The organism is Paenibacillus lautus NBRC 15380 (genome assembly GCF_004000945.1).
GTDB lineage: Bacteria > Bacillota > Bacilli > Paenibacillales > Paenibacillaceae > Paenibacillus_AQ > Paenibacillus_AQ lautus.
Map to the genome: position 1 here is coordinate 265,386 of NZ_BIMF01000004.1, position 26,263 is coordinate 291,648.

The 26,263-nt window shown below is 50.1% G+C and carries 25 protein-coding genes and 1 other annotated feature; of the genes, 1 reads left to right on the forward strand and 24 read right to left on the reverse strand.

Annotation, left to right across the window (positions count from 1 at the left end; all coding sequences use genetic code 11):
• Nucleotides 1-5 precede the first annotated feature (5 nt).
• From abc-f to lspA, 4 genes are all read right to left on the reverse strand, one after another.
• Nucleotides 6-1,970: a ribosomal protection-like ABC-F family protein gene (gene abc-f / locus PLA01S_RS10400; protein ID WP_127592000.1), complete on the reverse strand. Its 1,965-nt coding sequence runs from the start codon at nucleotides 1,968-1,970 to the stop codon at nucleotides 6-8.
• Between the two features lie 143 nt (nucleotides 1,971-2,113).
• Nucleotides 2,114-2,269, reverse strand: coding sequence for a hypothetical protein (locus PLA01S_RS31930; protein WP_164817395.1), 156 nt, complete (start codon nucleotides 2,267-2,269; stop codon nucleotides 2,114-2,116).
• Between the two features lie 154 nt (nucleotides 2,270-2,423).
• Nucleotides 2,424-3,380, reverse strand: coding sequence for an RluA family pseudouridine synthase (locus PLA01S_RS10405; RefSeq protein WP_246059419.1), 957 nt, complete (start codon nucleotides 3,378-3,380; stop codon nucleotides 2,424-2,426).
• Nucleotides 3,381-3,394: 14 nt separating this feature from the next.
• The gene (gene lspA, locus PLA01S_RS10410) at nucleotides 3,395-3,895 is read right to left on the reverse strand and encodes a signal peptidase II (protein WP_127592003.1); all 501 of its coding nucleotides are present in this window, start codon (nucleotides 3,893-3,895) and stop codon (nucleotides 3,395-3,397) included.
• 210 nt (nucleotides 3,896-4,105) lie between these two features.
• Between lspA and PLA01S_RS10415 the strand changes: the two genes are divergently transcribed.
• Nucleotides 4,106-4,846, forward strand: coding sequence for a TraR/DksA C4-type zinc finger protein (locus PLA01S_RS10415; RefSeq protein ID WP_127592005.1), 741 nt, complete (start codon nucleotides 4,106-4,108; stop codon nucleotides 4,844-4,846).
• A 74-nt stretch (nucleotides 4,847-4,920) separates the two neighbouring features.
• Here the strand turns inward: PLA01S_RS10415 and PLA01S_RS10420 are convergent, their stop codons facing one another.
• The 20 genes from PLA01S_RS10420 to murD form a co-directional block, all read right to left on the reverse strand.
• Nucleotides 4,921-5,268 (reverse strand): DUF5665 domain-containing protein, encoded by a 348-nt coding sequence (locus PLA01S_RS10420; RefSeq protein WP_127592007.1) that lies wholly within the window; start codon nucleotides 5,266-5,268, stop codon nucleotides 4,921-4,923.
• Between the two features lie 241 nt (nucleotides 5,269-5,509).
• Entirely contained in the window at nucleotides 5,510-8,599 is a 3,090-nt protein-coding gene (gene ileS / locus PLA01S_RS10425; RefSeq protein ID WP_127592009.1) for an isoleucine--tRNA ligase, read from the reverse strand.
• Nucleotides 8,600-8,879: 280 nt separating this feature from the next.
• Nucleotides 8,880-9,161, reverse strand: a binding site (T-box leader).
• Nucleotides 9,162-9,226: 65 nt separating this feature from the next.
• Nucleotides 9,227-9,721, reverse strand: coding sequence for a DivIVA domain-containing protein (locus PLA01S_RS10430; RefSeq protein WP_071222998.1), 495 nt, complete (start codon nucleotides 9,719-9,721; stop codon nucleotides 9,227-9,229).
• 172 nt (nucleotides 9,722-9,893) lie between these two features.
• Nucleotides 9,894-10,676 carry a YlmH family RNA-binding protein gene (locus PLA01S_RS10435; RefSeq protein ID WP_127592011.1) on the reverse strand — a complete coding sequence of 261 codons (783 nt, stop codon included), beginning with the start codon at nucleotides 10,674-10,676 and terminating at the stop codon, nucleotides 9,894-9,896.
• A gap of 15 nt (nucleotides 10,677-10,691) precedes the next feature.
• The gene (locus tag PLA01S_RS10440; RefSeq protein ID WP_100535966.1) at nucleotides 10,692-10,961 is read right to left on the reverse strand and encodes a YggT family protein; all 270 of its coding nucleotides are present in this window, start codon (nucleotides 10,959-10,961) and stop codon (nucleotides 10,692-10,694) included.
• Between the two features lie 8 nt (nucleotides 10,962-10,969).
• Nucleotides 10,970-11,416 (reverse strand): cell division protein SepF, encoded by a 447-nt coding sequence (locus PLA01S_RS10445; protein ID WP_009589651.1) that lies wholly within the window; start codon nucleotides 11,414-11,416, stop codon nucleotides 10,970-10,972.
• 2 nt (nucleotides 11,417-11,418) lie between these two features.
• The gene (locus PLA01S_RS10450; RefSeq protein ID WP_127592013.1) at nucleotides 11,419-12,108 is read right to left on the reverse strand and encodes a YggS family pyridoxal phosphate-dependent enzyme; all 690 of its coding nucleotides are present in this window, start codon (nucleotides 12,106-12,108) and stop codon (nucleotides 11,419-11,421) included.
• Between the two features lie 8 nt (nucleotides 12,109-12,116).
• A complete protein-coding gene (pgeF, locus tag PLA01S_RS10455; RefSeq protein ID WP_127592014.1) occupies nucleotides 12,117-12,974 on the reverse strand; it encodes a peptidoglycan editing factor PgeF in 858 nt (285 codons plus the stop codon).
• Between the two features lie 69 nt (nucleotides 12,975-13,043).
• The gene (locus PLA01S_RS10460) at nucleotides 13,044-13,343 is read right to left on the reverse strand and encodes a YlmC/YmxH family sporulation protein (protein ID WP_243390607.1); all 300 of its coding nucleotides are present in this window, start codon (nucleotides 13,341-13,343) and stop codon (nucleotides 13,044-13,046) included.
• Nucleotides 13,344-13,541: 198 nt separating this feature from the next.
• The gene (sigG, locus tag PLA01S_RS10465) at nucleotides 13,542-14,324 is read right to left on the reverse strand and encodes an RNA polymerase sporulation sigma factor SigG (RefSeq protein ID WP_006209087.1); all 783 of its coding nucleotides are present in this window, start codon (nucleotides 14,322-14,324) and stop codon (nucleotides 13,542-13,544) included.
• Nucleotides 14,325-14,401: 77 nt separating this feature from the next.
• On the reverse strand, nucleotides 14,402-15,124 hold the full coding sequence (gene sigE / locus PLA01S_RS10470; RefSeq protein ID WP_071222992.1) for an RNA polymerase sporulation sigma factor SigE: 723 nt from the start codon (nucleotides 15,122-15,124) through the stop codon (nucleotides 14,402-14,404).
• 172 nt (nucleotides 15,125-15,296) lie between these two features.
• The gene (spoIIGA, locus tag PLA01S_RS10475) at nucleotides 15,297-16,313 is read right to left on the reverse strand and encodes a sigma-E processing peptidase SpoIIGA (protein ID WP_246059433.1); all 1,017 of its coding nucleotides are present in this window, start codon (nucleotides 16,311-16,313) and stop codon (nucleotides 15,297-15,299) included.
• Nucleotides 16,314-16,703: 390 nt separating this feature from the next.
• Nucleotides 16,704-17,831 (reverse strand): cell division protein FtsZ, encoded by a 1,128-nt coding sequence (gene ftsZ, locus PLA01S_RS10480; protein ID WP_100535962.1) that lies wholly within the window; start codon nucleotides 17,829-17,831, stop codon nucleotides 16,704-16,706.
• A gap of 57 nt (nucleotides 17,832-17,888) precedes the next feature.
• Complete coding sequence (ftsA, locus tag PLA01S_RS10485; protein WP_100535961.1) at nucleotides 17,889-19,172, reverse strand: cell division protein FtsA; 1,284 nt, start codon at nucleotides 19,170-19,172, stop codon at nucleotides 17,889-17,891.
• A gap of 215 nt (nucleotides 19,173-19,387) precedes the next feature.
• Nucleotides 19,388-20,143, reverse strand: a complete 756-nt coding sequence (locus tag PLA01S_RS10490; RefSeq protein WP_127592016.1) for a cell division protein FtsQ/DivIB — start codon at nucleotides 20,141-20,143, stop codon at nucleotides 19,388-19,390.
• A 60-nt stretch (nucleotides 20,144-20,203) separates the two neighbouring features.
• Nucleotides 20,204-21,487 carry a UDP-N-acetylglucosamine 1-carboxyvinyltransferase gene (gene murA, locus PLA01S_RS10495; protein WP_071222989.1) on the reverse strand — a complete coding sequence of 428 codons (1,284 nt, stop codon included), beginning with the start codon at nucleotides 21,485-21,487 and terminating at the stop codon, nucleotides 20,204-20,206.
• A 16-nt stretch (nucleotides 21,488-21,503) separates the two neighbouring features.
• A complete protein-coding gene (gene murB / locus PLA01S_RS10500) occupies nucleotides 21,504-22,409 on the reverse strand; it encodes a UDP-N-acetylmuramate dehydrogenase (RefSeq protein WP_100535960.1) in 906 nt (301 codons plus the stop codon).
• Nucleotides 22,410-22,567: 158 nt separating this feature from the next.
• Nucleotides 22,568-23,677 (reverse strand): undecaprenyldiphospho-muramoylpentapeptide beta-N-acetylglucosaminyltransferase, encoded by a 1,110-nt coding sequence (gene murG / locus PLA01S_RS10505; RefSeq protein ID WP_127592017.1) that lies wholly within the window; start codon nucleotides 23,675-23,677, stop codon nucleotides 22,568-22,570.
• 5 nt (nucleotides 23,678-23,682) lie between these two features.
• A complete protein-coding gene (gene spoVE / locus PLA01S_RS10510) occupies nucleotides 23,683-24,780 on the reverse strand; it encodes a stage V sporulation protein E (protein ID WP_127592019.1) in 1,098 nt (365 codons plus the stop codon).
• 49 nt (nucleotides 24,781-24,829) lie between these two features.
• On the reverse strand, nucleotides 24,830-26,263 hold the full coding sequence (murD, locus tag PLA01S_RS10515; RefSeq protein WP_127592020.1) for a UDP-N-acetylmuramoyl-L-alanine--D-glutamate ligase: 1,434 nt from the start codon (nucleotides 26,261-26,263) through the stop codon (nucleotides 24,830-24,832).

The following is a 26,263-nucleotide window of genomic DNA, read 5'->3' on the forward strand; positions in this document are numbered from 1 at the left end:
CACACTTAAGTTATCTCCAGCCATTCCGCGAGAAGCTCGTCACGACTCGCGGATAGCGACTCCCGCTCGTTCCAGCGCTGCTCGAGCAGTGACAGATCCGTATCCTCGTGTAAATCGTCGCCTTCCGTCTCAAACCAGCCGTCAAGCTGCCGGATACGGGTTTCTAGACGAGCAATCTCCTCCTCCAACCATTTGGACCTTTCAGCGGAAGAGCGATCCGGGTTTACGCGTTTGGAAAGCTGAGCAGAGCTATCCTTCGCTTGGGCCTGCTGGATCACCTTCTGTTTGGGAATAACATCAAAACCCGCTGATAGCTCCCTTGCCTGCAATTCCGCGTCAAGCCGGTCTTTCTTATCCCGGAAATCATCATAATTTCCATGATAGACAGTCAGCATCCCTTGATTCAAATCCCACACTTTACGAGACACTTGATTCACGAAATAACGGTCATGGGAAATAGCAAGAACGGTCCCCGCATAACCCTGCAGCGCATCCTCCAACGCTTCACGGGAGGCAATATCCAGATGGTTCGTGGGTTCATCCAGAAGCAGCAGGTTCGGCTTCTGATGGATGAGAAGCGCAAGTCTCAATCGTGTCCATTCCCCGCCGGACAGCTGCCCCACCGATCTGAACACGGCCGCACCATAGAACAGATACCTTGCCAATATCCCTCGAGCTTCTCCCTCTTCAACTCCAGCCTTCTCCTGGAAATATTGAAGCACCGTTTCCTTCGGATTGTCCGGTTCCTCCTGTTGAGCCAAATAACCCACATCGACACGCGAACCCCATTCAAGCGAACCGGAATCGGGCGTCAGCTCACCCAACAGCACTTTGAACAGCGTTGTTTTCCCGCTGCCGTTCGAGCCCATCAGTGCAATTTTTTCGCCGAATTCGATTAGACCGGATGCGCCTCTCAGCACCGCCTGATTCCCATAGGAAACCTCAACTTGCTCAAAGTATGCCACGCGGCGACCGGAACGATCCTGAGGATTCAGTTCAAAATCAGCCTGTCTGCGTTCCAGTACGGGCCTCTTGACCCGCTCCATTCGCTCCAGTGCCCGCCTCATGGAAGCCGCGCGCTTGAAAAACTTTTCATTGCCGCCAATCCGGCCGAACTCTTCAAGCTGCTTGATGGATTCCTTCATCTTCTTGATTACTTTCTGCTGTTCTTGGTAGTCAGCGAACTGCTGCAGCAAACGCTCTTCCTTATCTTTCATGAACGTGGTGTAGCCACCTTGCGCAGTGAAGGCTTCGCCATCTTCAAGCTCAATCGTTTTGGACACGACCCGATCCAGAAAATATCGGTCGTGAGAGATCATGACGCAGGTTCCCGGATATTCGCGCAAGAATTCCTCCAGCCATTCCGTGCGTGCCAAATCCAGATGGTTGGTCGGTTCATCGAGCAGGAGCAAATCCGGCTGTACGATCAGCTGCGATGCCAGCACGACTCGAGTCTGTTCTCCACCGGACAACGAGCCAAAGGCCAGTCCGTATTCGCTCTTGGGTATTTGCAGCCCGGTAGCGATTTTGTCGATGCTTGCTTCCAGCTCATAGCCGCCCTCTGTTTCAAAGCGTTCCTGAAGGGCAGAGTATTTCCGCAGCACTCGATCGAGCTGTCCAGCATTTCCGGCAATGTCCGGGTCACTCATTTTTCTCTCAAGCTCCGTCATTTCCGCTCGGTAATCCTTTAAGTGACTCAACCCCTGTTCAAGTACATCCAGCACCGTCCAGGAATCCATATGGCTCGGAATCTGCTCCAAATATCCGATTTTTGCCCCCTTCTTTATGGCCAGCTGCCCTTCGTTTGGCTGATCGAGACCCGCAAGCAGGCGCATCAGCGTCGACTTTCCGCTGCCGTTCCTTCCGATAAGCGCAACCTTCTCGCCTTCCTGTATTTCAAACGATATCTGGTCCAGTACCAGATGAGCACCGTGGTATTGCGTCAGTTTCTGTACATTGATCATATTCATTCTAGGTTTCCTCCTGTATGCTGCGAACATTCAACCTGTTCGCTAAAGCGTATAGATTAGGGAGAAGACCCGGACTGCAAACGCAAAAAGGGCCCACAGAGCAAGCTCCGCGGACCCTTAAGAATGGTAAGCCTTAAATGGGCTTAATCCGTGCAGGCAGGCAGGTGACTTCTCGCGATGGTACAAACCGTATCATTAAAATTGGACAGACCTCTCCCGTTGTAGAGAAATGCATGAACAATGCCAGCCATAGCTATAGGCAGCTGGCTAATACGGTTGTTAACCATCTCGATATTCATCCTGCTCACCTCCTTCATCAAAGTTATCGTCACTATAACATATCCCTGAGTAGAATGGCAAGAAAAATAGCCCCACAAAGTGGAGCCTATACTTCGATGCTTATTCCAAATACTTTGCGGGGACCCCAAAACATATAAATGCAAAAAGGAACCGCTAGCGGCCCCTTAGAATCGTCAGCAGTTCTTCCATATCATTCGGCATCGGTGCCGAAAACTCCATATACTCCCCTGTCGAAGGATGGACAAAACCCAAAATGGCGGCGTGAAGCGCCTGACCGTTTAATTTAATCCCCTTGCTCTTGCCGTATACAGGATCACCTACGAGAGGATGGCCGATATACTTCATATGCACGCGGATTTGATGCGTACGTCCCGTCTCCAGCTTCAGCTCGAGAAGACTGTAATCCCCGAACCGTTCCACAACGGTAAAATGAGTAACCGCATGTTTGCTGTTCCGGTCCGTGACGGTATACAGTTTACGATCCTGCGCGTCACGGCCGATAGGGGCATCAATGGTGCCCTGATCATGACTGATGTTGCCATGCACCAAGGCCAAGTAACGGCGGTTCACGCTGTGATCCTTCAGCTGGGCGGCAAGAGAAGCATGAGCTTTATCATTCTTCGCTGCCATGATGAGACCGGTTGTATCTTTGTCAATCCGATGGACGATGCCAGGACGAAGCTCCCCATTAATTCCCGACAAGTCTTTACAGTGAAACATCAACGCATTGACAAGTGTACCCGACGAATGTCCCGGAGCCGGATGGACCACCATCCCTCGAGGTTTGTTCACAACAATGACATCCACGTCTTCAAACGCGATCTCAAGCGGGATGTCCTCCGGAATAATCTCTACTGCCGATGGCTCAGGAACTTTCAGCAGGATGCGGTCACCCTGACTCACTTTGTAATTGGACTTAACCGGACCTTCATTAACGATGACATGTCCATCCGTAATCCATAACTGCACCTGGGAGCGTGAAACATCCTCACCGAGGTTCTCCGTTATGTATTTATCTATACGGGTTTTGGCAGATTCGGCATCCACTGTCCACTCACAGGTTTCCGATTCGTGCCCCGTTTCGCCTGTCCATTCCGTATCTGTTTCCATACCGTCTTGCAACATTATTCATTCCCTTCTGTGCCAGAAACTTCACTTGTTGTCTGTATCTTCTCTCGTCTTCCTTCCAGAAGCGTGTCCAATATGATCAATCCCACACCGATGACGATACAAGAATCGGCGATATTAAAAATCGGGAATGTGTAGCTGCCAAAATTAAATTGCAGGAAATCGACAACCTCTCCCATCAACAAGCGATCGATGAAGTTTCCAAGTGCCCCGCCCAGTACAAGCGCAAGAGCCGTAGGCAGCAGCTTACGTCCTTCTTTCGATACCTTCCGCAGGTACCAGACAATCCCGCCCACAACGATTAGCGTCACAACAATGAAGAACCATAATTGATCCTGCAGTATGCCAAACGCGGCTCCCCGGTTTCGGCTGGACGTAATCAGGAAGAAGTCTCCGATCACAGGGATCTGTTCATAAAGCTCAAGCTTCGAGGCAATCAAGTACTTGGTTCCCTGATCAATAAGAAATAAAACAAATGCAATCAAATAATACACCACTTGTTTATGTCACTCCGTTCTTGTCTTCTCCAATCAGGCGATCACCTTCGCTGATCGGTCAGTAACTCGTCTTATTGTAGCACAGCGGCTCAGAAATCGTCCATTCCTGTCCAGTGGCGAGAACATTTTCCGTCAGTAAAACCATCTCAATGGGTGCACTCTATACATATGAACCAGAAGGTCAACTTCGGACCATGAAAGGAGCCTGACATGTCGCATCTAACTCAGGAGCAACTCAATAATTTGCAACAAAAGCTGATGGATCGAAAGGTTGAGCTTGAACGGCGCATGGTATATAACGACCAACATGGGCTGGGGGAATCAGAGAGAGATATGACTGGCGAGCTGTCCCATATTGATAACCATCCTGGCGATTTGGCAAGCGAGATGTTTGAAAGAGAAAAAGACCTTGCACTCCAGGACAGGGTCGATCAGGAACTGCAGCGGGTTATTTTTTCGCTTGAAGCGATTCATCACGGCCGTTACGGCGTGTGTCTTACCTGCGGACAGCCCATTCCGTACGAGCGGTTGGAGGTCCTCCCGGATACGCAATACTGTGTAAAAGATACGCCTCGTGAACGAGTCTCCCGCGATCGTCCGGTTGAAGAGGAAGTTCTTGCTCCCGCTTTTGGAAAATCCAGTATGGACGAGCACGAGTATGCTGCGTTTGACGGGGAGGACGCGTGGCAGATCGTTGAAAGCTGGGGGAACTCCAATTCCCCTGCTCTGGCCGAAGGTAACGAAATTGACAGCTATAACGAGATGGATATCGAGAATGGCGATGATCAAGGTGGATTTGTTGAAGTGTATGAAAATTTCGTTGCAACCAATATCGATGGCTCCGAAGTGTTTATCGTACGAAGTCCGCAATATGTCGATTACCTAAACCGGGGCGAAGGAAGCTACCTGCTTGATCCCCATGGCGACCCTGATGATGAGTCATTCAGCTAAATAAGTTTTTACGACCGGCAGCATAACAAATTGGATGCAGCGCTGCCGGGCATTACATATTCATATAGACAAACTCACGTTAGTTCAAGCTGACGCTGAACAATCCGCACAATATCCGCAATATAGTCGCCGATAATAGGCAAGTTCAACGCGCCAAGCGCCTGAAGGACGTATATAATGGTGGCCGCAAAAAAGGTAAAGCCAATCGCGATTCCCACACCTCGAGCCGACCCGGCCAGCAGATTGGTCCATATCAATTTCCATGGACGATTCAGCAGCTGGGTGTATTCTGCGATTCGGGCCTTCTCCAGCTGCTGTGCAATGTCCGTAGTCATACGGTGTATGGCGCTCAATTGGTCCCGCTCTTCCTCCAACGACTTTTTTTGATCAGCTGACACCCCAGCATCCGGCTTCTCCGCCATCTCCACCGCCCCTTTGCCTATACAAATCGACATCAGATAAATTAGATCCAGAGCAGCTCCACTACCATGTGTGCTCGTTGCCTGCTTAGCATTACATTTGAATTCGCTGATTATTATGCATCTATTGGAAGCATCTCATTCGTTCGTGAAAACGCCCTTGATGAAATTCGTTCCTTCATTTGAGCAAGAAAAAACCACTGCCCCTGTAGATAAGGGCAGTGGTTACTAACCAATTTAATACTTAGGCGATTTGGATGCCGATGGTTTTGCCGCCAAGCTCTACCCGCTCCATGCCTTCGCTTTGTCCGAATTGCAAATCGTTTACAAGGACATTCTCGCGCAGCACATCTTCAAATGCGGTGATCGCAGCTTTTAGCTCTTCATCTGTATCCAGGGTCAAATTGACCCGCTTCTCGATCGGCAGATCCAGCTTCTTACGCGTATCCTGTACGGCCCGCACCACTTCGCGAACCCAGCCTTCTTGCTCCAGCCCTGGCGTGATATCCGTATTAAGCGCCACGGTTAAACCATAACCTGAAGCCGATGCGAAGCCTTCCTTCGCCTTCTTCTCCACCAGCAGCTCTTCGGACGTGATCTGTAATTCTTCACCCTCCGGCGATGTAACGTTCACGCCGCCCGTTTGAACCACCTTGCGGGTCTCGTCACTGCTCATGCCTTTCAGGAACCCTTGCAGGAACCCGATATTTTTACCGTATTTCTTGCCTGCGACTTTCAGGTTCATTTTCAGTGTGAAATCGACGAAACCACTATCGCTGGTCTCCACCTCAATCACTTTGACGTTGATCTCATCCTTGATGATATCTTCATACCCGGAGAGATCAAACTCGCGATCCATGGACACAATCAGCTCAGACAGCGGCTGACGCGTTTTGATCCCTGTCTCGTTGCGGACGTTGCGCGCAAGCTCTACGATCTGTCTTGCCGTCTCCATGTCCTGCTCGAGCGCCTTGTCGATCAACGCTTCGTCGGCTTGCGGGAAGTCGGCCAGATGTACGCTTTCTCCTCCGCCCAAATTCACAAAGATATCTTCGGACAGCATCGGCGTGAATGGAGCCATCAGCTTGGAGAGGGTCAGCAGCACATGTGTAAGTGTTCCGTAAGCCGCCAGCTTATCTTCTCCGAGTCCACTGCCCCAGAAACGGTCACGCGAACGGCGGATATACCAGTTGCTCAGCTCATCCACATAAGCTTCGATTGCTTTTGCCGCGTTCAGGAAATCATTCACGGCCAATCCCTTATCAACCACCTGAATCAAGCTGTTCAGGCGGGACAGAATCCAGCGGTCCAGCTTATGGTCCGATCCCTTGAACTCATGCTCCTTCGGATCATAGCCGTCAATACCGGCATACAGGGTCAGGAATGCATGAGTATTGACCAGCGTATCCACAACCTTGGATTTAGCTTCGCCCACAATTCCCTTCGAGAAGCGTTTGCTGTTCCATGGCGCACTGTCAGCCAGCAGCGCCCATCGGAACGCATCCGTGCCGTACTCCTCGATGATTTCCCAAGGATCGATAACGTTGCCTTTGGATTTGGACATCTTCTGTCCATTCTCATCAAGGATATGACCTGTGGCCATAACCGCTTTATAAGGCGCTTTACCCGTGAAGAGAGTCGATACGGCGAGCAAGCTGTAGAACCATCCGCGCGTCTGGTCGATCCCTTCGCAGATCATATCGGCAGGATACTGCTGTTCGAATTTCTCCTTGTCCTCGAATGGATAATGGTATTGCGCATACGGCATCGATCCGCTGTCAAACCATACGTCGATGACTTCCGAGGTCCGTTCCATCACGCCGCCTTCACAGTGAGGGCATTTCACTTTCACTTCATCCACATAAGGCTTATGCAGCTCCAGATCCTCCGCTACCTCACCTACGGCGTTGGCGCGAAGCTCCGCAATGCTGTGCGGCGAGAATTGCCCTTCACAAGAATCGCAGACCCATACATTGAGCGGCGTTCCCCAATAACGGTTCCGGCTGATATTCCAATCCACCAGATCTTCAAGGAACTTGCCGAAGCGGCCTTCGCGCACATGGCCCGGATACCAGGTTACCTCATTGTTGTTCGCGATAAGTTGATCCTTAACGGCTGTCGTTTCGATAAACCAGCTCTCCATCGCATAATAGAGCAGCGGAGATTTACAGCGCCAGCAGAATGGATAGCTGTGCTCGTACTTCTCTTTGCTGTACAGAAGTCCTTTTTCAGACAATGCCTTCACGATGTCCAGATCGCAATCTTTGACGAAGCGTCCGGCAAAATCCGTCACTTCATCGGTATAACGACCTTGGCCGTTCACGACACTCACGAAGCTGATGCCATTCTCGCGGCATACGCGATAGTCGTCTTCACCATGCGCAGGAGCCATGTGCACAATCCCCGTACCGCTTGCATCGGTAACAAAGGATGCGCCGACGATAAGATTCACTTTCTCCGCTTTTATATACGGGAACGGAGGGTCGTAAGTCTTGCCGACCAGTTCGGAACCTTTCAGCGTCGATAGAACGGTAAAGTCGCCCTTCATGACATCCTCTACCAGATTCTTAGCCACGATATAGATGCCGTCCTCCTGCTCAACGCGGGCGTAATCCATATCCGGATTAACGGCCAGCGCCACGTGGGATGGAAGCGTCCAAGGCGTAGTCGTCCATGCCAATACATTCTCTCCGCTGTCATGCAGCTTAAACTTCGCCGTTGCGCTCAGGTCTTTAACATCCTCATAACCCTGAGCCACTTCGTGGGAGCTGAGCGTGGTCTGACAGCAAGGGCAGTATGGGCTTACGCGATGACCGCGGTACAGAAGGCCCTTGTCATGAATCGTCGCCAAAATGTTCCATACACTCTCGATGTAGTTGTTCTCGAGCGTGATGTACGGATGATCCAGATCGGTCCAATAAGCAATCGCTTCAGTCAGCTCGCGCCACTTATGCTCATATTCAAATACGCTGGCTTTGCACTTTTTGATAAAAGCTTCAACGCCATAATTCTCGATCTCCTGCTTGCCGGAGATACCCAGCTGCTTCTCAACGCCAAGCTCTACCGGAAGTCCGTGCGTATCCCAACCCGCTTTCCGAACGACATGGAAGCCCTTCATCGTCTGATAACGGCCCACAAAATCCTTGATGACCCGGCCAAGCACGTGACCGATATGAGGCGCGCCGTTTGCAGTTGGCGGACCTTCGTAGAATACATAGTTCGGCTTGCCGGCCCGCAGCTCGATTGATTTCTTGAACGTGTTCTCCTCGTTCCATTTGTTCAAGATGCGCAGCTCTCTTGCCCGCGCCTTCTCCTTGACGTCTACTTTGTTCATGCAGATCTTCCTTTCACTCTTTTTCAAGGTTGTTCAAAAAGTCCGATTTTGATCACGAAGTGAATCAAGAAGCAACTCGGCATCGAATCTTGAATTCAGCAGGGCCTTCCGGTGCTCACGTACAAACTACGTACGCTCCGCTCCTCACTCCCTAGCTTCATCCAACTGAAGCGTTTGAAAAAACGCACATCGGAAGCATAAGCTTCGGTGCTGAAAACCGACCTTTTTGAACTCGCTCTTTTCGTAAATGTTCTGTGAACATAAAAAAAGGCCTCATCCCCCAAGGGACGAGAACCTGTTCTCGCGTTACCACCCTAATTTCGCTTAACCGACTTTTTGCTAAAAAGCCTGCACAAGCGACACCTCAATGTCCATGCCTTTATTGTAATAGGCAAGGTCCGATGTAACGTTCGGCTGACGGTTCAGCTTACGCACGCGGTTAAACGCTTCAGCTTCACTTCTCCGGGATGATCTTCTGCTTGGTCTGAACGCCGGGCTTTCAGCAACTGCCGGCTCTCTGAGGGACAGATCCTTCGCGTACTATTCCCATCAACGAATTGTTGTATGAATCAACAATATGTTATTAGTTATAGACTCTTTCGCGGAAAAAGTCAACTGGATATCCGTCTAGTATACCTCTTTTGGTTCAAGACTCGGTTCCCGGTTCTCGAGCGTCTCCCAGCCTTCTTGTTTCAACAGCTCCAGCTGCGCCTCAACCAAGGAACGGAAGCGGGTGCGGTAGATGGAAGCTTGCTTCTTCAGCTCTTCCACCTCAAGCGCGATTTTGCGGGATTTACCGAGCGCATCGTTAATGATCCGGTCCGCATTCTTCTCGGATTCCTTAATGATCAGCTGAGCTTCCTTCTTCGCGTTGTTCTTCAACTCATCCGCCGCCTCCTGAGCGACTATGATGGTCTTAGACAAGGTTTCCTCAATATTCGAAAAATGATCCAGTCTTTCTTGCATCGCAATAAGCTGGTTGCCCAACTCTTTGTTCTCCCGGATCACACTTTCATAATCCTTAATAATCTGATCCAAAAACTCGTTGACCTCGTCCTCATCATAACCCCGAATTCGACGGGCAAATTCCTTGTTATGTATATCAAGCGGCGTCAATGGCATGGTGTGCACCTCCTAAATATATGGGCCTTACAGGACGGTTCATCCGCTGTGTTAGCCAACCCACCCGTCCGTGAAGACAATAGCGGTCATTTACGATTTATCGGTAAATCTATTGTAATTTTGAATAACTCTTTGTACTCATTCGACAAAAAAACGGCAATTCCTTCAAAGGTCAGGCATATTTCCCAACCTTGATACGGTACCGCCCTTTTTTCGTCAGGCTTCCTGTCTCCAAAACTTTAAACCGTCCAAATCCTTGGATGGAAACGACATCGCCTTCTTTTAAATTCGCTGAGGGATCCTCTTCCACTTTCCAGTTCACGCGGCATCGGCCGGCCTTGATCGGCACCACGATTTTCGTACGGCTGATTCGGTAGGCGTCACTGGCGATCCCGTCGAGTCTCATGGAAGATACCGTAATATCCATCGCTTCGAAATTCGTGCGGGCAACCTGAAGCTTGTCCAGAGGCAGCAGTTCCGTCATCACGTGCACCCGGTGGACCTGGCTGAGATTCAGATGGAGGAACGCGCTGATATCGTCGGCAACGACCGCATGACAGCCGTCCGCGAGCACATGGATGTCTCCGATCTTCGATCTCTTAATGCCAAGACCCAATATCGAACCCATGTAGTCGCCATGCTCCAGCTCCAGAAACTTCTGGTCTCCGGAAGAGATGCTGAGCACCTTCATCTTTAAATCCTCGCCTTCAAACTCTCGGTAATCCGGAGCAATCAGCGCCCGGACGCGTTCTGCCTCAGCATGTCCGCCATCAAACATGGCATGCACGTCCGGATGACGATTCACGAGCGATTCCAGAATGAATCGCTGGCGAGGATCCAGAAAATCCGTCAGCTTCGCTTCATGGTATTGTCCGGCATTGACAACCCATTCCCAAGCCCGGTCCACAAATTCCCGTTCATCCTTGTGAAAATGATCGTAGATGTCCAGTTTCATCGCTCATTCACCTGCTTACAGGAGATATCCGAGAATAGCGTATACGCCTCGCTCCGCTAACTGGAGCACAAACAATGCAATAATGGGCGAAATGTCAATCATCCCCATGATCGGGGGAATGAACCGGCGAAATGGTGCTAAATACGGTTCCACCAACTTGCCCAGTAATTCTCCGACAAAGCTTTCTCTCACATTCGGAAGCCAAGACATCAAAACATAAACCAAAATCATGTAGAAGTAAATACGGAATAGCGTGCTAACAACGCTAATAATTTCGTAGGTCAAAGCCTAAATCACCTCATTCTGTTATATTCATGCTCGTCTGCTAGAATCTCCGAGATCGAACCCTGGATCTCCACGGTATCCGGCGTGCATAGGAAGATGTTCCCGCCCACCTTCGAGATTCCGCCGCTAAGCGCATAAACGGTTCCGCTAAGAAAATCGATAATGCGCAGCGCCTGATCATTCCTCACACGCTGCAGGTTGACTACAACGGTTCGGAAGGACCGCAGATGATCTGCAATCTCCTGTGCTTCATCATATGAACGAGGCTCCACTAATACCACCTTAACGTTCTTCTGTGAATGAATGCTAACGATATTGCCACTCTTTTGGTTCTTCCGATGATCAAACGGCGTTGCCTCCACCGGCTCTTCCTGCGAGGCCAGAACCTCGCGTTCCACAACTTCTTCTTCCTCTTGCAGTCCCAAGAAATTCATAAACCGGTTCATCACGCCCATCGTCAATCCTCCTCTTTCCCTACTAAAATCGAGCCGAGACGCACCCAGGTCGCCCCTTCCTCTATGGCTACTTCAAAGTCATTGGACATGCCCATGGACAATTCGGTCAATGGCTCCGCCGTAAGCGCCTGTGCATTCAGCTCATCTCTTAGTTGTCTTAAACCACGAAATACAGGACGCGTCTGCTCCGCCGACGATTCGTATGGAGCCATGGTCATGAGTCCGGTCACCTTTACGTGTGAAAGACTGTTGATTTCCTTCAAAAACTCGGCTGCTTTCTCAGGAGGCAAGCCATACTTGGATTCCTCACCCGAAATATTGACCTGCATAAAGGCGGAAACCTGCAAATTGAGCGCAGCAGCTCTCTTCTCCAGCTCATGGGCTAAGGATAAGCGGTCGAGCGAATGAATATATTGAAATTTATCAATGACATCCCGAACCTTATTGGTCTGAAGATGGCCGATGAAATGCCACGTGCCGCGGTTTCCAAGAGCGTTCCACTTCGCTTGGGCATCCTGCCAGCGATTCTCGCCGATATGCTGCAGTCCCTGATCCAGTACCGAAGCTGTCATATCCAAGGAGACATATTTCGTGACCGCAATGATATTTACATCATTCCGGTCCCTGCCGCTTCTTGCGCAAGCCTCCGTTATTCGCTGTTCTACTTGATCGATACGTTCCTTCAAACTCAAGGGACGACTCACCTCTTTCTCATCCCGATCCAACTTGCCATACGACCCGTAGTCCCTCCATCTTTACGATAAGAGAAGAACAGATCATGATTGCAGCTTGTACACCATGATGTACATTCGATATGTTCCGCCAATATTCCTGCTTTAATCATAATGTGTCTGTTTATTTCTTTCAAGTTCAGCATGTATTTCCCTTGTCCCTTGTCGATATAAACAGCTGAATTTGTAACTTCCTCGGATATAAACTCCCCGATCCCCATATCGCGGACACGATCCATTACCCGATCATCCACCTCGTAGCAGCACTCGCCTATGGATGGACCAATCGCTGCGTGAATGTACTGAGGCAGACTTCCGTATTCCACAGCCATCCTGTCCACCATTTTCTTGGCGATGCTTCCCACGGTCCCCTTCCAGCCAGCATGAGCCAAACCAACAGCACCCGTAACCGGATCCCAAAAATAAAGCGGCACGCAGTCGGCATAGAAGGACGTCAATAAAACGCCGGGAACATTAGTTACAAGACCATCCGTATCTTGGAAAGCCGAGGCTCGGTCCAAGCTCCCTCTGCCCCTGTCCTTATCCTGAACCACGCCAATCTGAACATCATGGACCTGTTCACCGCAAGTCCAGTCTTCCAGAGAAAAGCCAAGCGCGGCAGCGGTCCGTTTCCGGTTCTCTACAATGTCACCCGGCTCGTCGCCGACATGAAAAGCTAAATTCAAACTGTCATATGGGGTACGGCTAACGCCGCCATGCCGGCCAGTAAAACCGGCCGTGAGTGCGGCGCTTCCCGATCCCCCACTCCATTTTTCGAGCACAAACAGACTCGGTGTCTGCTGATCTTGCCTAACAAACGGTTCCATGAGCATCCCACCTCTATGACCAGTGTAACAGAAAACCTACGCCGGAGACACATGAACCCATCTGTCTGTTTAGAAGGATCGCCGGTCCGGTCGTTCCAAATATTCCACCGATTCCGGATCATCGGGCGTTCTTCGCAATTCCTCCATTTTGACAAGGACGACATCCGAGCCAATCTTGACGATATTCCGCCACGGAATGATCAGGTCACTTCCGCCGCCGAACAGCCCCATGAATTTACCGTAGCTTGGCACCACAATCGCTTCAATCCGGCCCTGCCGCAAGTCCAGCTCCAGATCGCTGATCTGTCCGAGCCGCTTGCCATCAATGATATTAATAACATCCTTCGTTTGAAAATCGGAAATTTTCATCTTTTTCCCCACCATTTGATTATCAGGTATCATGAGCATCACACCTTAGATGTATTTGAAGGTAGCCGTCCATCCATTTTCAATCCTCCATATCCCTCTGTTCAATATATGAGCCGCTTGGGTAAAATAGCTTATTTAAAATTAAAAAAACGATCCCATAAACGGGATCGTTATCTGTTCGATTGATTGCTGGTCTTCTTACGTTTTGACGTGCTTCTGCATCTGCTTGATCGCTGACTTCTCCAGGCGGGACACTTGAGCTTGGGAGATGCCGATTTCATCCGCAACTTCCATCTGGGTCTTGCCTTCATAAAACCGCATGGATAAAATCATTTTCTCGCGTTGTCCGAGCTTGTGCATCGCTTCCCGGAGCGCAATTTCCTCAATCCAGGACACATCCTTGTTTTTATCATCACTGATTTGATCCATCACATAAATCGGATCGCCACCGTCATGATAAATCGGCTCAAACAGCGAAACGGGATCTTGAATAGCATCAAGTGCAAAAACAACGTCTTCCTTGGGCACGTTCAGCGCTTCGGAAATTTCAAAAATCGTCGGTTCACGCGAGTTCGCATTTGTCAGCTGATCCCTGACCTGAAGTGCCTTGTAAGCAATATCACGCAGTGATCGGGAGACGCGAATCGGGTTATTGTCCCTTAAGTATCGACGTATTTCTCCGATAATCATCGGTACGGCATAAGTGGAAAATTTAACATTTTGCGATAAATCAAAATTGTCGATGGCTTTCATCAATCCGATGCAGCCTACCTGAAACAGATCATCAACAAACTCTCCCCGATTGTTAAACCTTTGGATGACGCTGAGCACCAGTCTCAGGTTGCCATTCACCAGTTTTTCTCGAGCCGATCGTTCATTATTCTGCTGCAGATTATGAAACAGTTCCCTCATTTCCACATTCGTCAGAACAGGCAGTTTTGACGTATCCACACCACAAATTTCAACTTTGTTTCGCGTCATGATGACTAACCTCCCAAGGAGAAACATTACTGTACATTATCTCCGAGGGGGGCTATTTTATTCCTTACGATTTCCAGTTACACCATCTTGTTGAATTCTTTGCGGAGCCGTTTAATAATTCTCTTCTCCAATCGGGAAATGTAGGATTGTGAGATTCCAAGCAGGTCTGCCACGTCTTTTTGCGTCTTTTCCTCGCCGTCCTGAAGACCAAAACGAAGCTCCATAATCATGCGTTCCCGGTCGCTTAATTTATCGAGTGCTTTTTGCAGCAGCTTCCGGTCAACCTGCTCCTCGATGTTACGGTAGATGGTGTCATTCTCAGTGCCCAATACGTCGGACAAGAGCAATTCATTGCCGTCCCAATCGATATTCAGCGGTTCGTCAAAAGAAACCTCGCTGCGGGTTTTGTTATTCCGGCGCAAATACATCAAAATTTCGTTTTCAATACAGCGCGAGGCATATGTAGCCAGCTTGATTTTTTTCTCCGGATCAAAGGTATTCACCGCCTTAATCAAACCGATGGCACCAATCGATACCAAATCCTCGATGTTAATGCCGGTGTTCTCGAATTTGCGGGCAATGTAAACAACCAGACGCAGGTTACGTTCGATAAGCATGGCACGGGTGGCCGCATCGCCGGTAGGCAGCTTCTTGAGCAAGAACTCCTCTTCCTCTTTCGTAAGCGGCGGCGGGAGCGCCTCGCTTCCTCCGATATAGTAGATTTCCTGACTCTTTAGGCCTAGCAAAAAAAGTACGCGATAATACTGCAGCTGCAATGCTAATCTCCATTTAACGGGCATCTCTTATCCTCCTAAACGTTTTCCCGTAGGGATAACTGACTTCATAAGCGTAATTTTAATTCTTCTAGTCCGGAATATGCCGGAATTGTCATAAAGGTTTTCAAAGACTTATCCTTAACGTTCGGCCGTAAGGATGGCAACACGCGAACACTATGAAAATGGCTTCATCGTATCATCCTGCATTCTTGGCTTCACCTGGTTCCGAACCGGTTCCCCCATTGTGCGATGGTGCGTCCATATCGGCGGAATGTGCATTTATCTTCGGCGTACCTTCTCCTTCCGTCAACGCCGGATGGATGATGGCCCTGTATGCCCTGTCACCCGAGAGCGTCCCGCCATCAAGACCAATCAACACCTTGGATGCCGAATATTCAAATCCTCCCAGTTCGATCCGTACCCTGTCGGGCTTCAACGCAAGCATGAAAGCAGCCCCCCGGTTGACACCGCGGTACGGAACAAGCCGTAGACGGTCCTGCCATTCAAACTCCTCTGCCGCCAGCCCCATAATTAATTTGTCCGGTTCCCCCTCCATCAACTGTTTGCTCCATCCCTGGGGCAGGTGGGCTTCCCACAGTGCTGCTTCCATCACCATAACCGGCGTGCGCGTTAAGGGATCACTCAATTGGTTACCAGTATCGAGCAGCCCCACACAGGATATTTTGGCGCTGCCGATCCATACGGACACCTCTCCCAATAAGGCCTCCCGGTTCTCGGTTTTGCGTTTCGTGGTCTGAACGGCTTTAAACGCGAATACAACTACAAAAAAGGTAATGCACGCAAACCAGAATCCTACCTTCAATTCAAACGATAGCCCTCCCGATGTCGTATACCATATCCCGCTGAACAATTCTCCCGAATTTTGGAGCAAGTAATGAACACCGATAATGCCTCCGGCCGCGGCAAAATTCACCATATAAAATGCTCCCAAATTCCGCAGATAACTCTGTAAGCTTGCAAAGCCGAAAGCGATCCACAACATGATCAACGAAAGTCCAAATTTGATGAGAAAGGTAAACAAAAATGAGAGTTGCGGGACAAACATCATGACGACATACAACGCGCCTACCACAGAGGATAATACAAGTCTCCACCACCTTGGCTTGACCCTGCGCATCCAGGCGGTCAAAGCCAGCAAAATGCCGTCAATGACGAGGTTTGCCAAAAATATGAGATCAATATAAACAACCAGGTTATTCACCTGCCTAGTCGAAGAATCACTTCGGTTATCCTTCTGTTGTTTTCTGGGCAATGGGAGATGTTACTAGTATAAGAAGAATAGAATTCAAAGTCTGTCTAAACCTGTGGGCGGATTACAGACTTTTTTTGTCGATGAAGGGCAGTTTTTAGAGACCGAGAACCAAGAGCAGACCTCTTGGCGTTATCAGTGATCTCTTTCTAGGAAGGAAAGCTCGGGGAAAATCTTTAAAGTCCACTGTAATTTCGCATGGGGCTCTTATTCGTGAAAGTGTGACAGCATCAGCCGTATGGTCCTGCCATTGAAGTGAAAGGAAGTTGGCGAGGTTGGGTTACAAAAATAAGCCTGTCTTCATCATGATGACGAAGCACAGGCTTACTGATTTTAATCATTATTGCGGGAACGATTGCGAAGGAAAGTAGGAATATCAAGCTGATCATTGCTGTTCTGATTGCCAAATGGCTTCAGATTCACATTACTCTTGTCCGTTGCCGGCTGCTGTTGCTGCTGCTGTTCCCCTTGAGGGACAGGACGACGTCCAGGAGGGATTGGAGAAGGCTTGCCTTCAAAGCCGGTAGCGATAACCGTTACCTTGATTTCATCCTTCATGTTTTCCTCAATAATCGCACCGAAGATCATGTTCACTTCCGGATCGGAAGCTGAAGTTACGATCTCGGCCGCTTCATTCACTTCATACAAGGAGAGATTGGTTCCTCCCGTAATATTCATGATCACACCGCGTGCACCTTCGATAGAGGTTTCAAGGAGCGGGCTCATGATCGCCTTGCGGGCAGCCTCGGAGGCACGGTTCTCACCAGTAGCCAATCCGATACCCATCAGGGCCGAGCCGCGTTCTGTCATGATCGTTTTCACGTCGGCAAAGTCAAGGTTGATCAGACCCGGAACAGCAATCAGATCAGAGATGCCTTGGACTGCCTGGCGAAGAACATTATCCGCTTCACGGAAGGCTTCCAGCATGGGTGTCTTCTTGTCGACAATTTCGAGAAGTCGATCATTCGGGATGACAATCAGCGTGTCGACCTTCTCTTTCAGAGCTTCAATGCCAAGCTCAGCCTGAGAAGAGCGCTTGCGTCCTTCAAAGGTAAACGGTCGAGTCACCACGCCTACGGTCAGTGCGCCGCATTCCTTTGCGATTTCAGCAATGACAGGAGCAGCACCCGTTCCGGTTCCGCCGCCCATACCAGCCGTAACGAATACCATATCGGCACCCTTCAGGGTGTTCATGATCAAATCGCGGGATTCTTCCGCAGCCTTCTTGCCTACGTCAGGATTGGCGCCGGCACCAAGACCGCGAGTCAGCTTGTCCCCGATTTGCAGTTTATGTTCGGATTTAGCAAGGTGGAGTGCCTGAGCATCCGTATTGACCGTAATAAACTCAACACCTTGCACACCATTCTCAATCATTCGGTTAACAGCATTGCTTCCGCCGCCACCTACTCCGATTACTTTTATTTGAGCTAAGCTCTCCATTTCAAAATCAAATTCCAACATCTAATCCATCTCCCCCTCAATGTGCGTGGATGGCACGTCCACAGTCGAATGAATCCGCTATATAAACTCGCTGAACATCTTTTTCAGGCGTTCAATAAATCCCGGCTTCTGGCTGGTCTCCTGAGTTGCTGCGACAGGATTTTGCTGCTTCGCACGGTTCACCGGTTTCTTGCTATTTCCGCTGTTGTTGTTGCTTCCTCCTGTATTGCGTACACGTACGTTCCGGATTGCATTATGGAGGATGCCGACTCCGCTGCAGTATCCCGGATCACGAACACCGATGAAATCGGGAACCGCAATCCGTACGGAAGTCGCCAGCTCATTTTGTGCCACCTGCAGCACACCAGGCATGGACATAGTGCCCCCAGTAAGTATATAACCACCAGGAAGCTCACTGTAACCCAAGCGCTTGATTTCTTGGCGCACCAATTGGAAAATTTCCTGAACGCGAGGTTCTATGATAGCTGCCAAATCTTCTTGCGTGAACTCCTTGTCCACATTGCTTCCAATTCTAGTTACCTTAAACGTTACTTCTTGTGCGGCACTCTCGATCAGTGCGCATCCGTACTTCAGTTTAACCTTCTCTGCTTGATCCGTCAGCGTTCGCAGGCCATATGCAATATCATTCGTGACGAAATCTCCACCAACCGGCAGCGTCGAAGTCGCGGCAATGCTGCCTCCCTCGAACACGGCCAAGGTGGTTGAGCCCGCCCCGACGTCAACCAGCACCGAACCCATCGTTTTCTCATCCTTGGACAAGGCTAGCTGCCCGGCTCCAAGCGGAATCAGCACCAGATCCTTCACTTTTAGACCTGATTTCTCCACACAACGTAACAGGTTATGTATTGCCGTTTTGGCGCCAGTAATAATCGTCGCTTCAACTTCTAGCCTTACGCCGATCATTCCTCGCGGATCAGAGATTCCTTCCAAACCGTCAACTACAAACTGTTTAGCAACCACATCGATTATTTCACGATCCGGAGGAAGCGCCACGACTTCCGCTGCTTTCAGCACGCGGTCGATGTCCTCTTCACCAATTTCGCGATCCTCGTTCGATACTGCCACAACTCCATGGCTGGATTGAAGTCCGATATGATTTCCAGAAATGCCGACATATACTTCGGATATTTGAATACCGACCATACGCTCCGCATGATCAACAGCGCTGCGAATGGATTGTACGGTCTGGTCGATATCTACAATTGCACCTTTGCGAATTCCCTCCGAGTCGGCAGATCCAACTCCAATAATATTAAAGGTTCCATTATTAACTTCCCCAATAATAGCACGAACTTTGGATGTACCGATGTCCAAACTAACAATGATGTCATTGTTGCTCAAGCCCTGGCACCTCCTGTTTTTAGCAAATTAATTTTGATAATAAAGAATACATTTCTACTTATTCAACACTCGCAGGTCTTTCCCTCTTTTTTCAACATTTTTTTTACTGCCAACATTTGCTATAACAGGCCGTAAAAGTCATTCAAAAAAGAAGAGCCGAAACAAGTTGTCAATACTTTCAATTGTACCATTTATTCCAACCCCTGAGTAGGGGGTTATTGCCCTTCTTCCGCGCCTTCTTCAACTTCTTCTACAAACGGCACGTAAGAGTCCGCTTCCAGCATCGTAATGACACCCGGCCGCTCCATTTCGGTAACCTGATTCAGGTACTCTACTTTGTCACGGAGCAAGGCAACCGAAGTAATGACTTCGAACTTGGAACGTGTATACATCTTGATCCGATCCGGAAAAGACAACGTCGGCGACGGCATGATTTCCGAGATATCGGAGGTCAGGCTGCCCGAAATCTCGGCAAGGACTTCGCTAAGCTCGGCCTTGTTCGGATCGTCCGGATCCCAATTGGTCAAAATCGGCTTCTCAACGGCAATACCGCTCGCTGTAACGGGAACCGAGGTGCCGCTGGCCAGTATGGCTTGAAGTTCCCCGCTTTTGGACAACTCGTAGGCCACCGTAGGATGCTCCGTCACCACAATGCTGACTTCGCCCGGAAAGCTCTTGACCACTTCAGCCGACTTAATCGTTCCCAGCTTCATCAGGCGTTCCTGCACATCTTTCGGTTCAACGCCAAAGTACTGGTCTCCGATATGGAGTCCGCTTTGCTTGATAAGCTGCTCATTTGTATTAAACGTATTGCCTGTAAAATGAATCTCGGTAACTTGGCTGACAGACGACCGGAAAAACAGAATCGTCAGCAGGGCTACGAACAGCAGCAAAAGTATCCCTATGATTTTTTTGGCTGTTTTCGGTTTGGGCTTGTCCTGCTTAAGGACAGGCATATGTGTCTTGGACATATCCACTCTCTCCATAAAGACCTGTGATCCCCTCCTTTTTCGGAGGGGAAGCCCAGGACCTCAATTGGCTAAATCAAGCGGTTTTGGCACCGGGGATTGACGATAGATCCGTGCGCCTAAACCTTGGAACATGTTTTCAATACGATCATAACCGCGATCAATATGGTGAACTTGCTCCACCACGGTCGTTCCCTGCGCGGCCAAACCGGCAATGACGAGCGCCGCTCCAGCCCGAAGATCGGTTGCCTCCACAGTAGCTCCATAAATTCTCTGAACGCCGCGTATGAACGCATAGTTCAGATCCGTGGAAATGTCCGCCCCCATACGGGAGAGTTCCTCCACATGCTTGAACCGTCCTTCGAATACCGTCTCTTTCATCACGCTAAATCCGTCCGCCAAGGACAGCAGGACCATGACCTGGGATTGCAAATCCGTAGGGAACGAAGGATACGGTGAAGTCACAATACGTTCTACCGCTTTAGGACGGCTCATACAGCTTATGTTTATTATATCATTGCATATACTGGTTTGAACACCGGCGCGCTTTAGCACATGTATAAGGGAAGTTAAATGAGATGGATTGGTCTTTGTAAGCGTTACACTACCGCGGGTAACAGCCGCTGCAATCATGACGGTGCCAGCTACGATCCGGTCCGGTATGATCTCGTACTCGCAAGGCTCCAGACGCTCCACGCCATGGATCGTGATGGTATCCGTTCCTGCGCCGATAATGTTCGCTCCCATCTTGTTCAGGAAATGCTGAAGGTCCTGAATTTCAGGCTCTCTGGCGGCATTGGTGAGCACCGTTGTGCCAAGCGCCGTTGCTGCTGCCATCATGATATTCTCCGTTGCCCCTACGCTGGCAAAATCCAGATGAATATCAGTCCCGACCAGCCGGCTTGCCCTGCAATGGATCTTATCGTTACTCTCCTCGATTTCCGCACCAAGCGCCTGCAACCCCTGAAGATGGAGGTCGATCTTGCGTTCTCCGATCGCGCAGCCTCCAGGCTGATAGATCGTCACTTCACCAAAACGGGCCAGCAGAGGTCCCATCAAAAAGATGGAGGATCGCATCTGCTTCATTAAATCTTCCGGGACATGAAACGAATTGGCAGACGAGGTATCCACGGTAACCGTCTCCAGCTCATGCTTGCATTTGGAGCCAAGACGGCTGAGAATGCTGAGCATCACTTCAATATCCAGCAGGTGCGGAACATTGCTTAGCCTTACAGTCCCTTCTGCCAGAAGACTTGCTGCTAGAATAGGTAAAGCTGCATTTTTTGCGCCATGGATACGAATGGTTCCTGATAGGGGCCTTCCACCCTCAATCACCAATTTGTCCAATGTATCACCTCCGAGTTTACCGCTCGCCCAGAACGTACACCTCAGGCACCATATGAATTCCGTTCTTTTCCGAGATGGTTTCCTTGATGCGTTCCATCAAAGCGAGCACGTCCTCTGCTGTCGCTTGACCGGTGTTCTCAATGAAATTGGCATGCTGTAAAGAAACTTCTGCGCCCCCGATCCGTAGGCCCTTAAGACCGGCAGCCTCGATCAACCTCGCGGCATGATCGCCGGGCGGGTTGCGAAACACACTGCCTGCCGTTGCGGATTGGAGCGGCTGTGTACGCCGGCGACGGTCCTTGTAGGAGGCCATAACAGCTGAAATTTCTTTGCGGTCTCCTTGACGGAGCCCAAATACCGCTTCAGTCACAATCCCTTTTCGTTCATGCAGAATGGAGTGTCGGTAATCAAACGCCATATCTTTCGCAGCATACGTAACCAATTCCCCTGTTTCCAGTACAATGTCAGCGGACTTGAATATGCGTGACACATCAGACCCATGGGCACCTGCATTCATGTAGACGGCCCCTCCGACCGATCCAGGAATGCCTCCGGCAAATTCAAGACCGGATAATCCTTCTTTTCCGGCCAGAACACTGAGCTTGACAAAAGACAGACTGCCGCCTGCAGTAACCGTCTCTCCGTCAAAATGAAGCTCCTCAAATCCCTGGCCCAGCTTGATGACCGCTCCCCGAATGCCTTTATCGGCAACCAACATGTTAGAACCGCGGCCCAATTGTGTCCAAGGTATGTGATGGGCATGGAGAAGAGTGACCAGTTCCCTGAGCTGTTCCTTGTTCTCAGGAATAATTAGGCAATCGGCTGGTCCGCCTATTTTCCACGTCGTGTATTTTGCCAGCGGTTCATTCCATAACACTGTTCCGATATTGGCCTCTGATAGTAGCGATTTCCACTGCTGCATTTTAAATAAACCTCCCCTTGACTTTCAAAACCAAAAGGCCATTCCTTCAACTTGATGAAGAGATGGCCGCTGTCAGTAATGCCGGCCTCATGGGTGTGTCACGATTATAGAGTATCTTATGTCAGGCTCCATAGGTGTGTGACAATCGCCCAGCCGTTTTAGCGTTTGCCGGTTAACCGGCGGATTTCTTGAACAATGACGGTAGCCGAATCCGGTTTGCCGAGCTTTTTCGAAGCCGCGGACATCGCCTCTCTTGTAGAGCGACTGGTCATGATCTCCTCAAGCTTTCCGAACAGCGATTCAGCCGTCAAATCCTTTTCAAGAATCATGCTGGATGCGCCCGCTTCCTCCAATTGCCTCGCATTCGCCTCCTGATGGTTATTGGTGACGTTAGGTGATGGTATAAGGACGGATGGAATGCCAAGCGATGTAATCTCCGCCAGGAATGAAGCGCCTGCACGGTTTACAATCAGCGAAGTAGCCGCAAGCACTTCCGGCATATTATGAACGTATGGCACGATATGAAGTTGATTCGGCATGGTACCGAGCTGGGACAGGATAGATTCCCGCGTGTTCTCAAAATAAGTATCGCCTGTAACAAACACAAAATGTACGCCCGGCAGCTTCTGTATGAACGGCGCCATCCCGATCATCGCGTTATTGATCGCCTTGGCCCCCCGGCTTCCGCCGACGATCAGTACGACCTGACTGTCCATCGGAATGCCGAGCGTAGCAAATCCACGTTCACGATTGGCGGATAATACCGTTGTCGCACGTGGATTTCCTGTATATACCGTTCTTTTGGCCTTAGGAAAAGAAGACTCCGACCCCTCAAAGCTGACGGCAACCGTATCCGCATATCGACTGAGGAACTGGTTGGTGAGGCCCGGGATCGCATTCTGCTCATGAATCATGGTCGGTATTCCGAGCTTGGCCGCTGCATAAACCACCGGACCGCACACATAACCTCCGGTACCGATCACGACATCGGGTTTAAACTCCTTCAGGAGGGCCTTCGATCGCTTCACGCCTTTGAAAAAACGCATGATTGTCTTCACGTTATCCAGCGACAGCTTGCGCCGGAACCCCGTGATATCGATGCTCTCAAACGGCAGCTTCTCTTGGGGTACCAGCTTGCTTTCGAGACCCCACTGGCCTCCGATATATAAAAACTCCGTTTTCGGATCTTCCTTTTCACATTGTCTTGCAATGGCAACGGCGGGGTAAATATGCCCCCCCGTTCCGCCGCCGGTCAATACGACACGCATACCCTTCACCTCGCATAACGGGAAATATTTAATAGAATGCCCAGCGCCGTCAGCATCAGCGTCAGTGAGCTGCCTCCGTAACTGATGAGCGGCAGCGTAATCCCTGTCACCGGCATTAAACCGATAACGACACCGATATTGATAACGACCTGGATGGCGACCATGCCTACGATACCAACAGCCAGCAAACTTCCAAAACCATCGGATACGGTCATAGCCACCCTCATGCCCCGCCAAACCAAGGCAGCGAACAAGAGCAGGACAATCAAACCGCCAATGAACCCAAGCTCTTCGGCCAAGATCGAAAAAATAAAATCAGTCTGCGGTTCAGGTACATAAGCGTACTTCTGACGGCTCATGCCAAGTCCGAGTCCGCCAAGTCCGCCCGGCCCTATGGCATAGAGGGATTGGATGATCTGATAGCCTGCGCCAAGCGGATCGGACCATGGATCAAGAAATCCGGTTATCCGCTTCAGCCGGTAAGGGGCTGCCAGAATCAAGCCAATGAAACCGGCTACCCCGCCTAATGCGAGAAAGCCCAGATGCTTCATCTGTGCCCCTGCGGTAAATACGATCATCATCGCAGCTCCGAGCATAACGGCGCCCGTACCCAAATCAGGCTGCAGCATAATCAATCCGAAGGCCAGACCGATTAAACCAAGCGGCGGCAAAAGCCCCTTGGTAAAAGACGTAATATCATAATCTTGCTTACTAAGCCAGCGCGATAGAAACAGAATCATGCCCAGCTTCATAAACTCGGAGGGCTGAATGCCAAACGAGCTGATGCCGAGCCAGCTTCTGGCTCCGCCGCGAACAACGCCGACCCCTGGAATAAGTACGATAATCAGCATAAAAAAGCAGACCAGCAGTACAAGCTTGCTGTATTTCTTCCAAACGCGATAGTCGATCCTCGATGTGAAATACATGGCAGCAAGCCCCAGACAGGCAAAAAACAGCTGACGCTTTACAAAATAAAACTTATCGCCGTAGTCATGAAAGGCGAGGACGGATCCTGCACTGTATACCATGACGATTCCGATGGCCAGCAGGGCCAAAATACAGATAAGCAGCCACAGATCGGGCGCCTGGCGGTTCTTGTTCATGGAAAGGCCACCTCGTACATCCTTAGTAGGGGCTTATCCACCCCCCTACTTAAAGGTTATGCACCGCCTCTTTAAAAATGCGTCCTCGTACCTCATAGGAAGGAAACATATCCCAGCTCGCACATGCGGGAGACAGTAGAACAATATCCCCGCTCTCTGCCAGCCCGGCAGCCTTCTGGACAGCCGAGGTCAAAGTCGCGGCGGCGTCCTTTCCATTATCGACGAGGATGATGTCCTTTAATCCGGCTTTGGCTGCAGCATTCGCGATTTTCTCCTTGGTTTCGCCAAGAAGCACAACGGCTTTCACCCGTCCCTGCATGGAAGGAATCAATTCCTCGTAATCCGACCCACGATCAAGCCCGCCTGCGATTAATACGATAGGCTCCTTGAACGAAGTCAATGCCATGTGCGTCGCCTTGGAGTTCGTTGCCTTCGAGTTATTGTAATAGGATACGCCCTGAAGTTCAGCAACGTATTCCAGGCGGTGTTCAACGCCGCGGAAGCTGGACAAAGCTTCCTCCAGCTTATCGGGAGCAACGCCGGCCGCTATGGCGATCGCACAGGCTGCCAATGCATTCCCTACATTAAATCTTCCGGGCAGTCCGATGTTCTCCACACGGATGATCTCATGCGTAAACCCTTCGCCATCTGTATAAATCACGGTACGTCCTTGATCGTCTTCAATCGAGTCCTGAGCACCGGCAACATATGGCGGCATTACGTGAACCCCTTCACGAAGGCTCTCACTCATCGAAAAAGGCACGATGCGCGCCTTGATATACGGAACAAGGTTTCTGCACACGGGATCATCCCAATTGAGCACAGCGGTATCATCCGCAGTCTGGTTGGCGAACAGCTTGGCTTTGGATGCAACATAATCATCCATACCGCCATGGTAATCAAGATGCGTTTCCGCAATGTTGAGAAGGCAGGCAATGCGCGGCCTGAACTTCTCTGTTCCTTTTAACTGAAAGCTGCTCAGCTCAACGACCATCCAGTTGTTTTCAGTTGCTTCTGCTGCAGCCTCGGATAGAGGCGTGCCGATATTACCGGCTACAATCGGGGAAAGACCTGCGCTTTCCAGCATATTGCCTACCCAGGTTGTCGTCGTTGTTTTGCCATTCGAGCCCGTAATGCCGATCATCGGAGCTTCACACAGGTGATAGGCGATTTCAACTTCGGTCACGACAGGAATCTTAAGCTCAAGCGCCTTTTGGACAGGCGGGACGGAATACGGAATCCCGGGATTTTTGACAAGAAGCGTCACACCGGGATGAATAAGATCATCGGGATGTCCACCGCAAATAACAGAAATACCCAAAGCCTCGAGCTCCGAAGCTTCAGGACACTGTTCTCTTTCCTTTCTATCATTCACAATGACGGAGGCACCGGCTTGATGCAGCACTTTAGCTACCTGTACTCCGCTTTTGGCCAGTCCCAGTACGACGATATTCTTATCCCGATAATCATCTAGCTGCTTCAT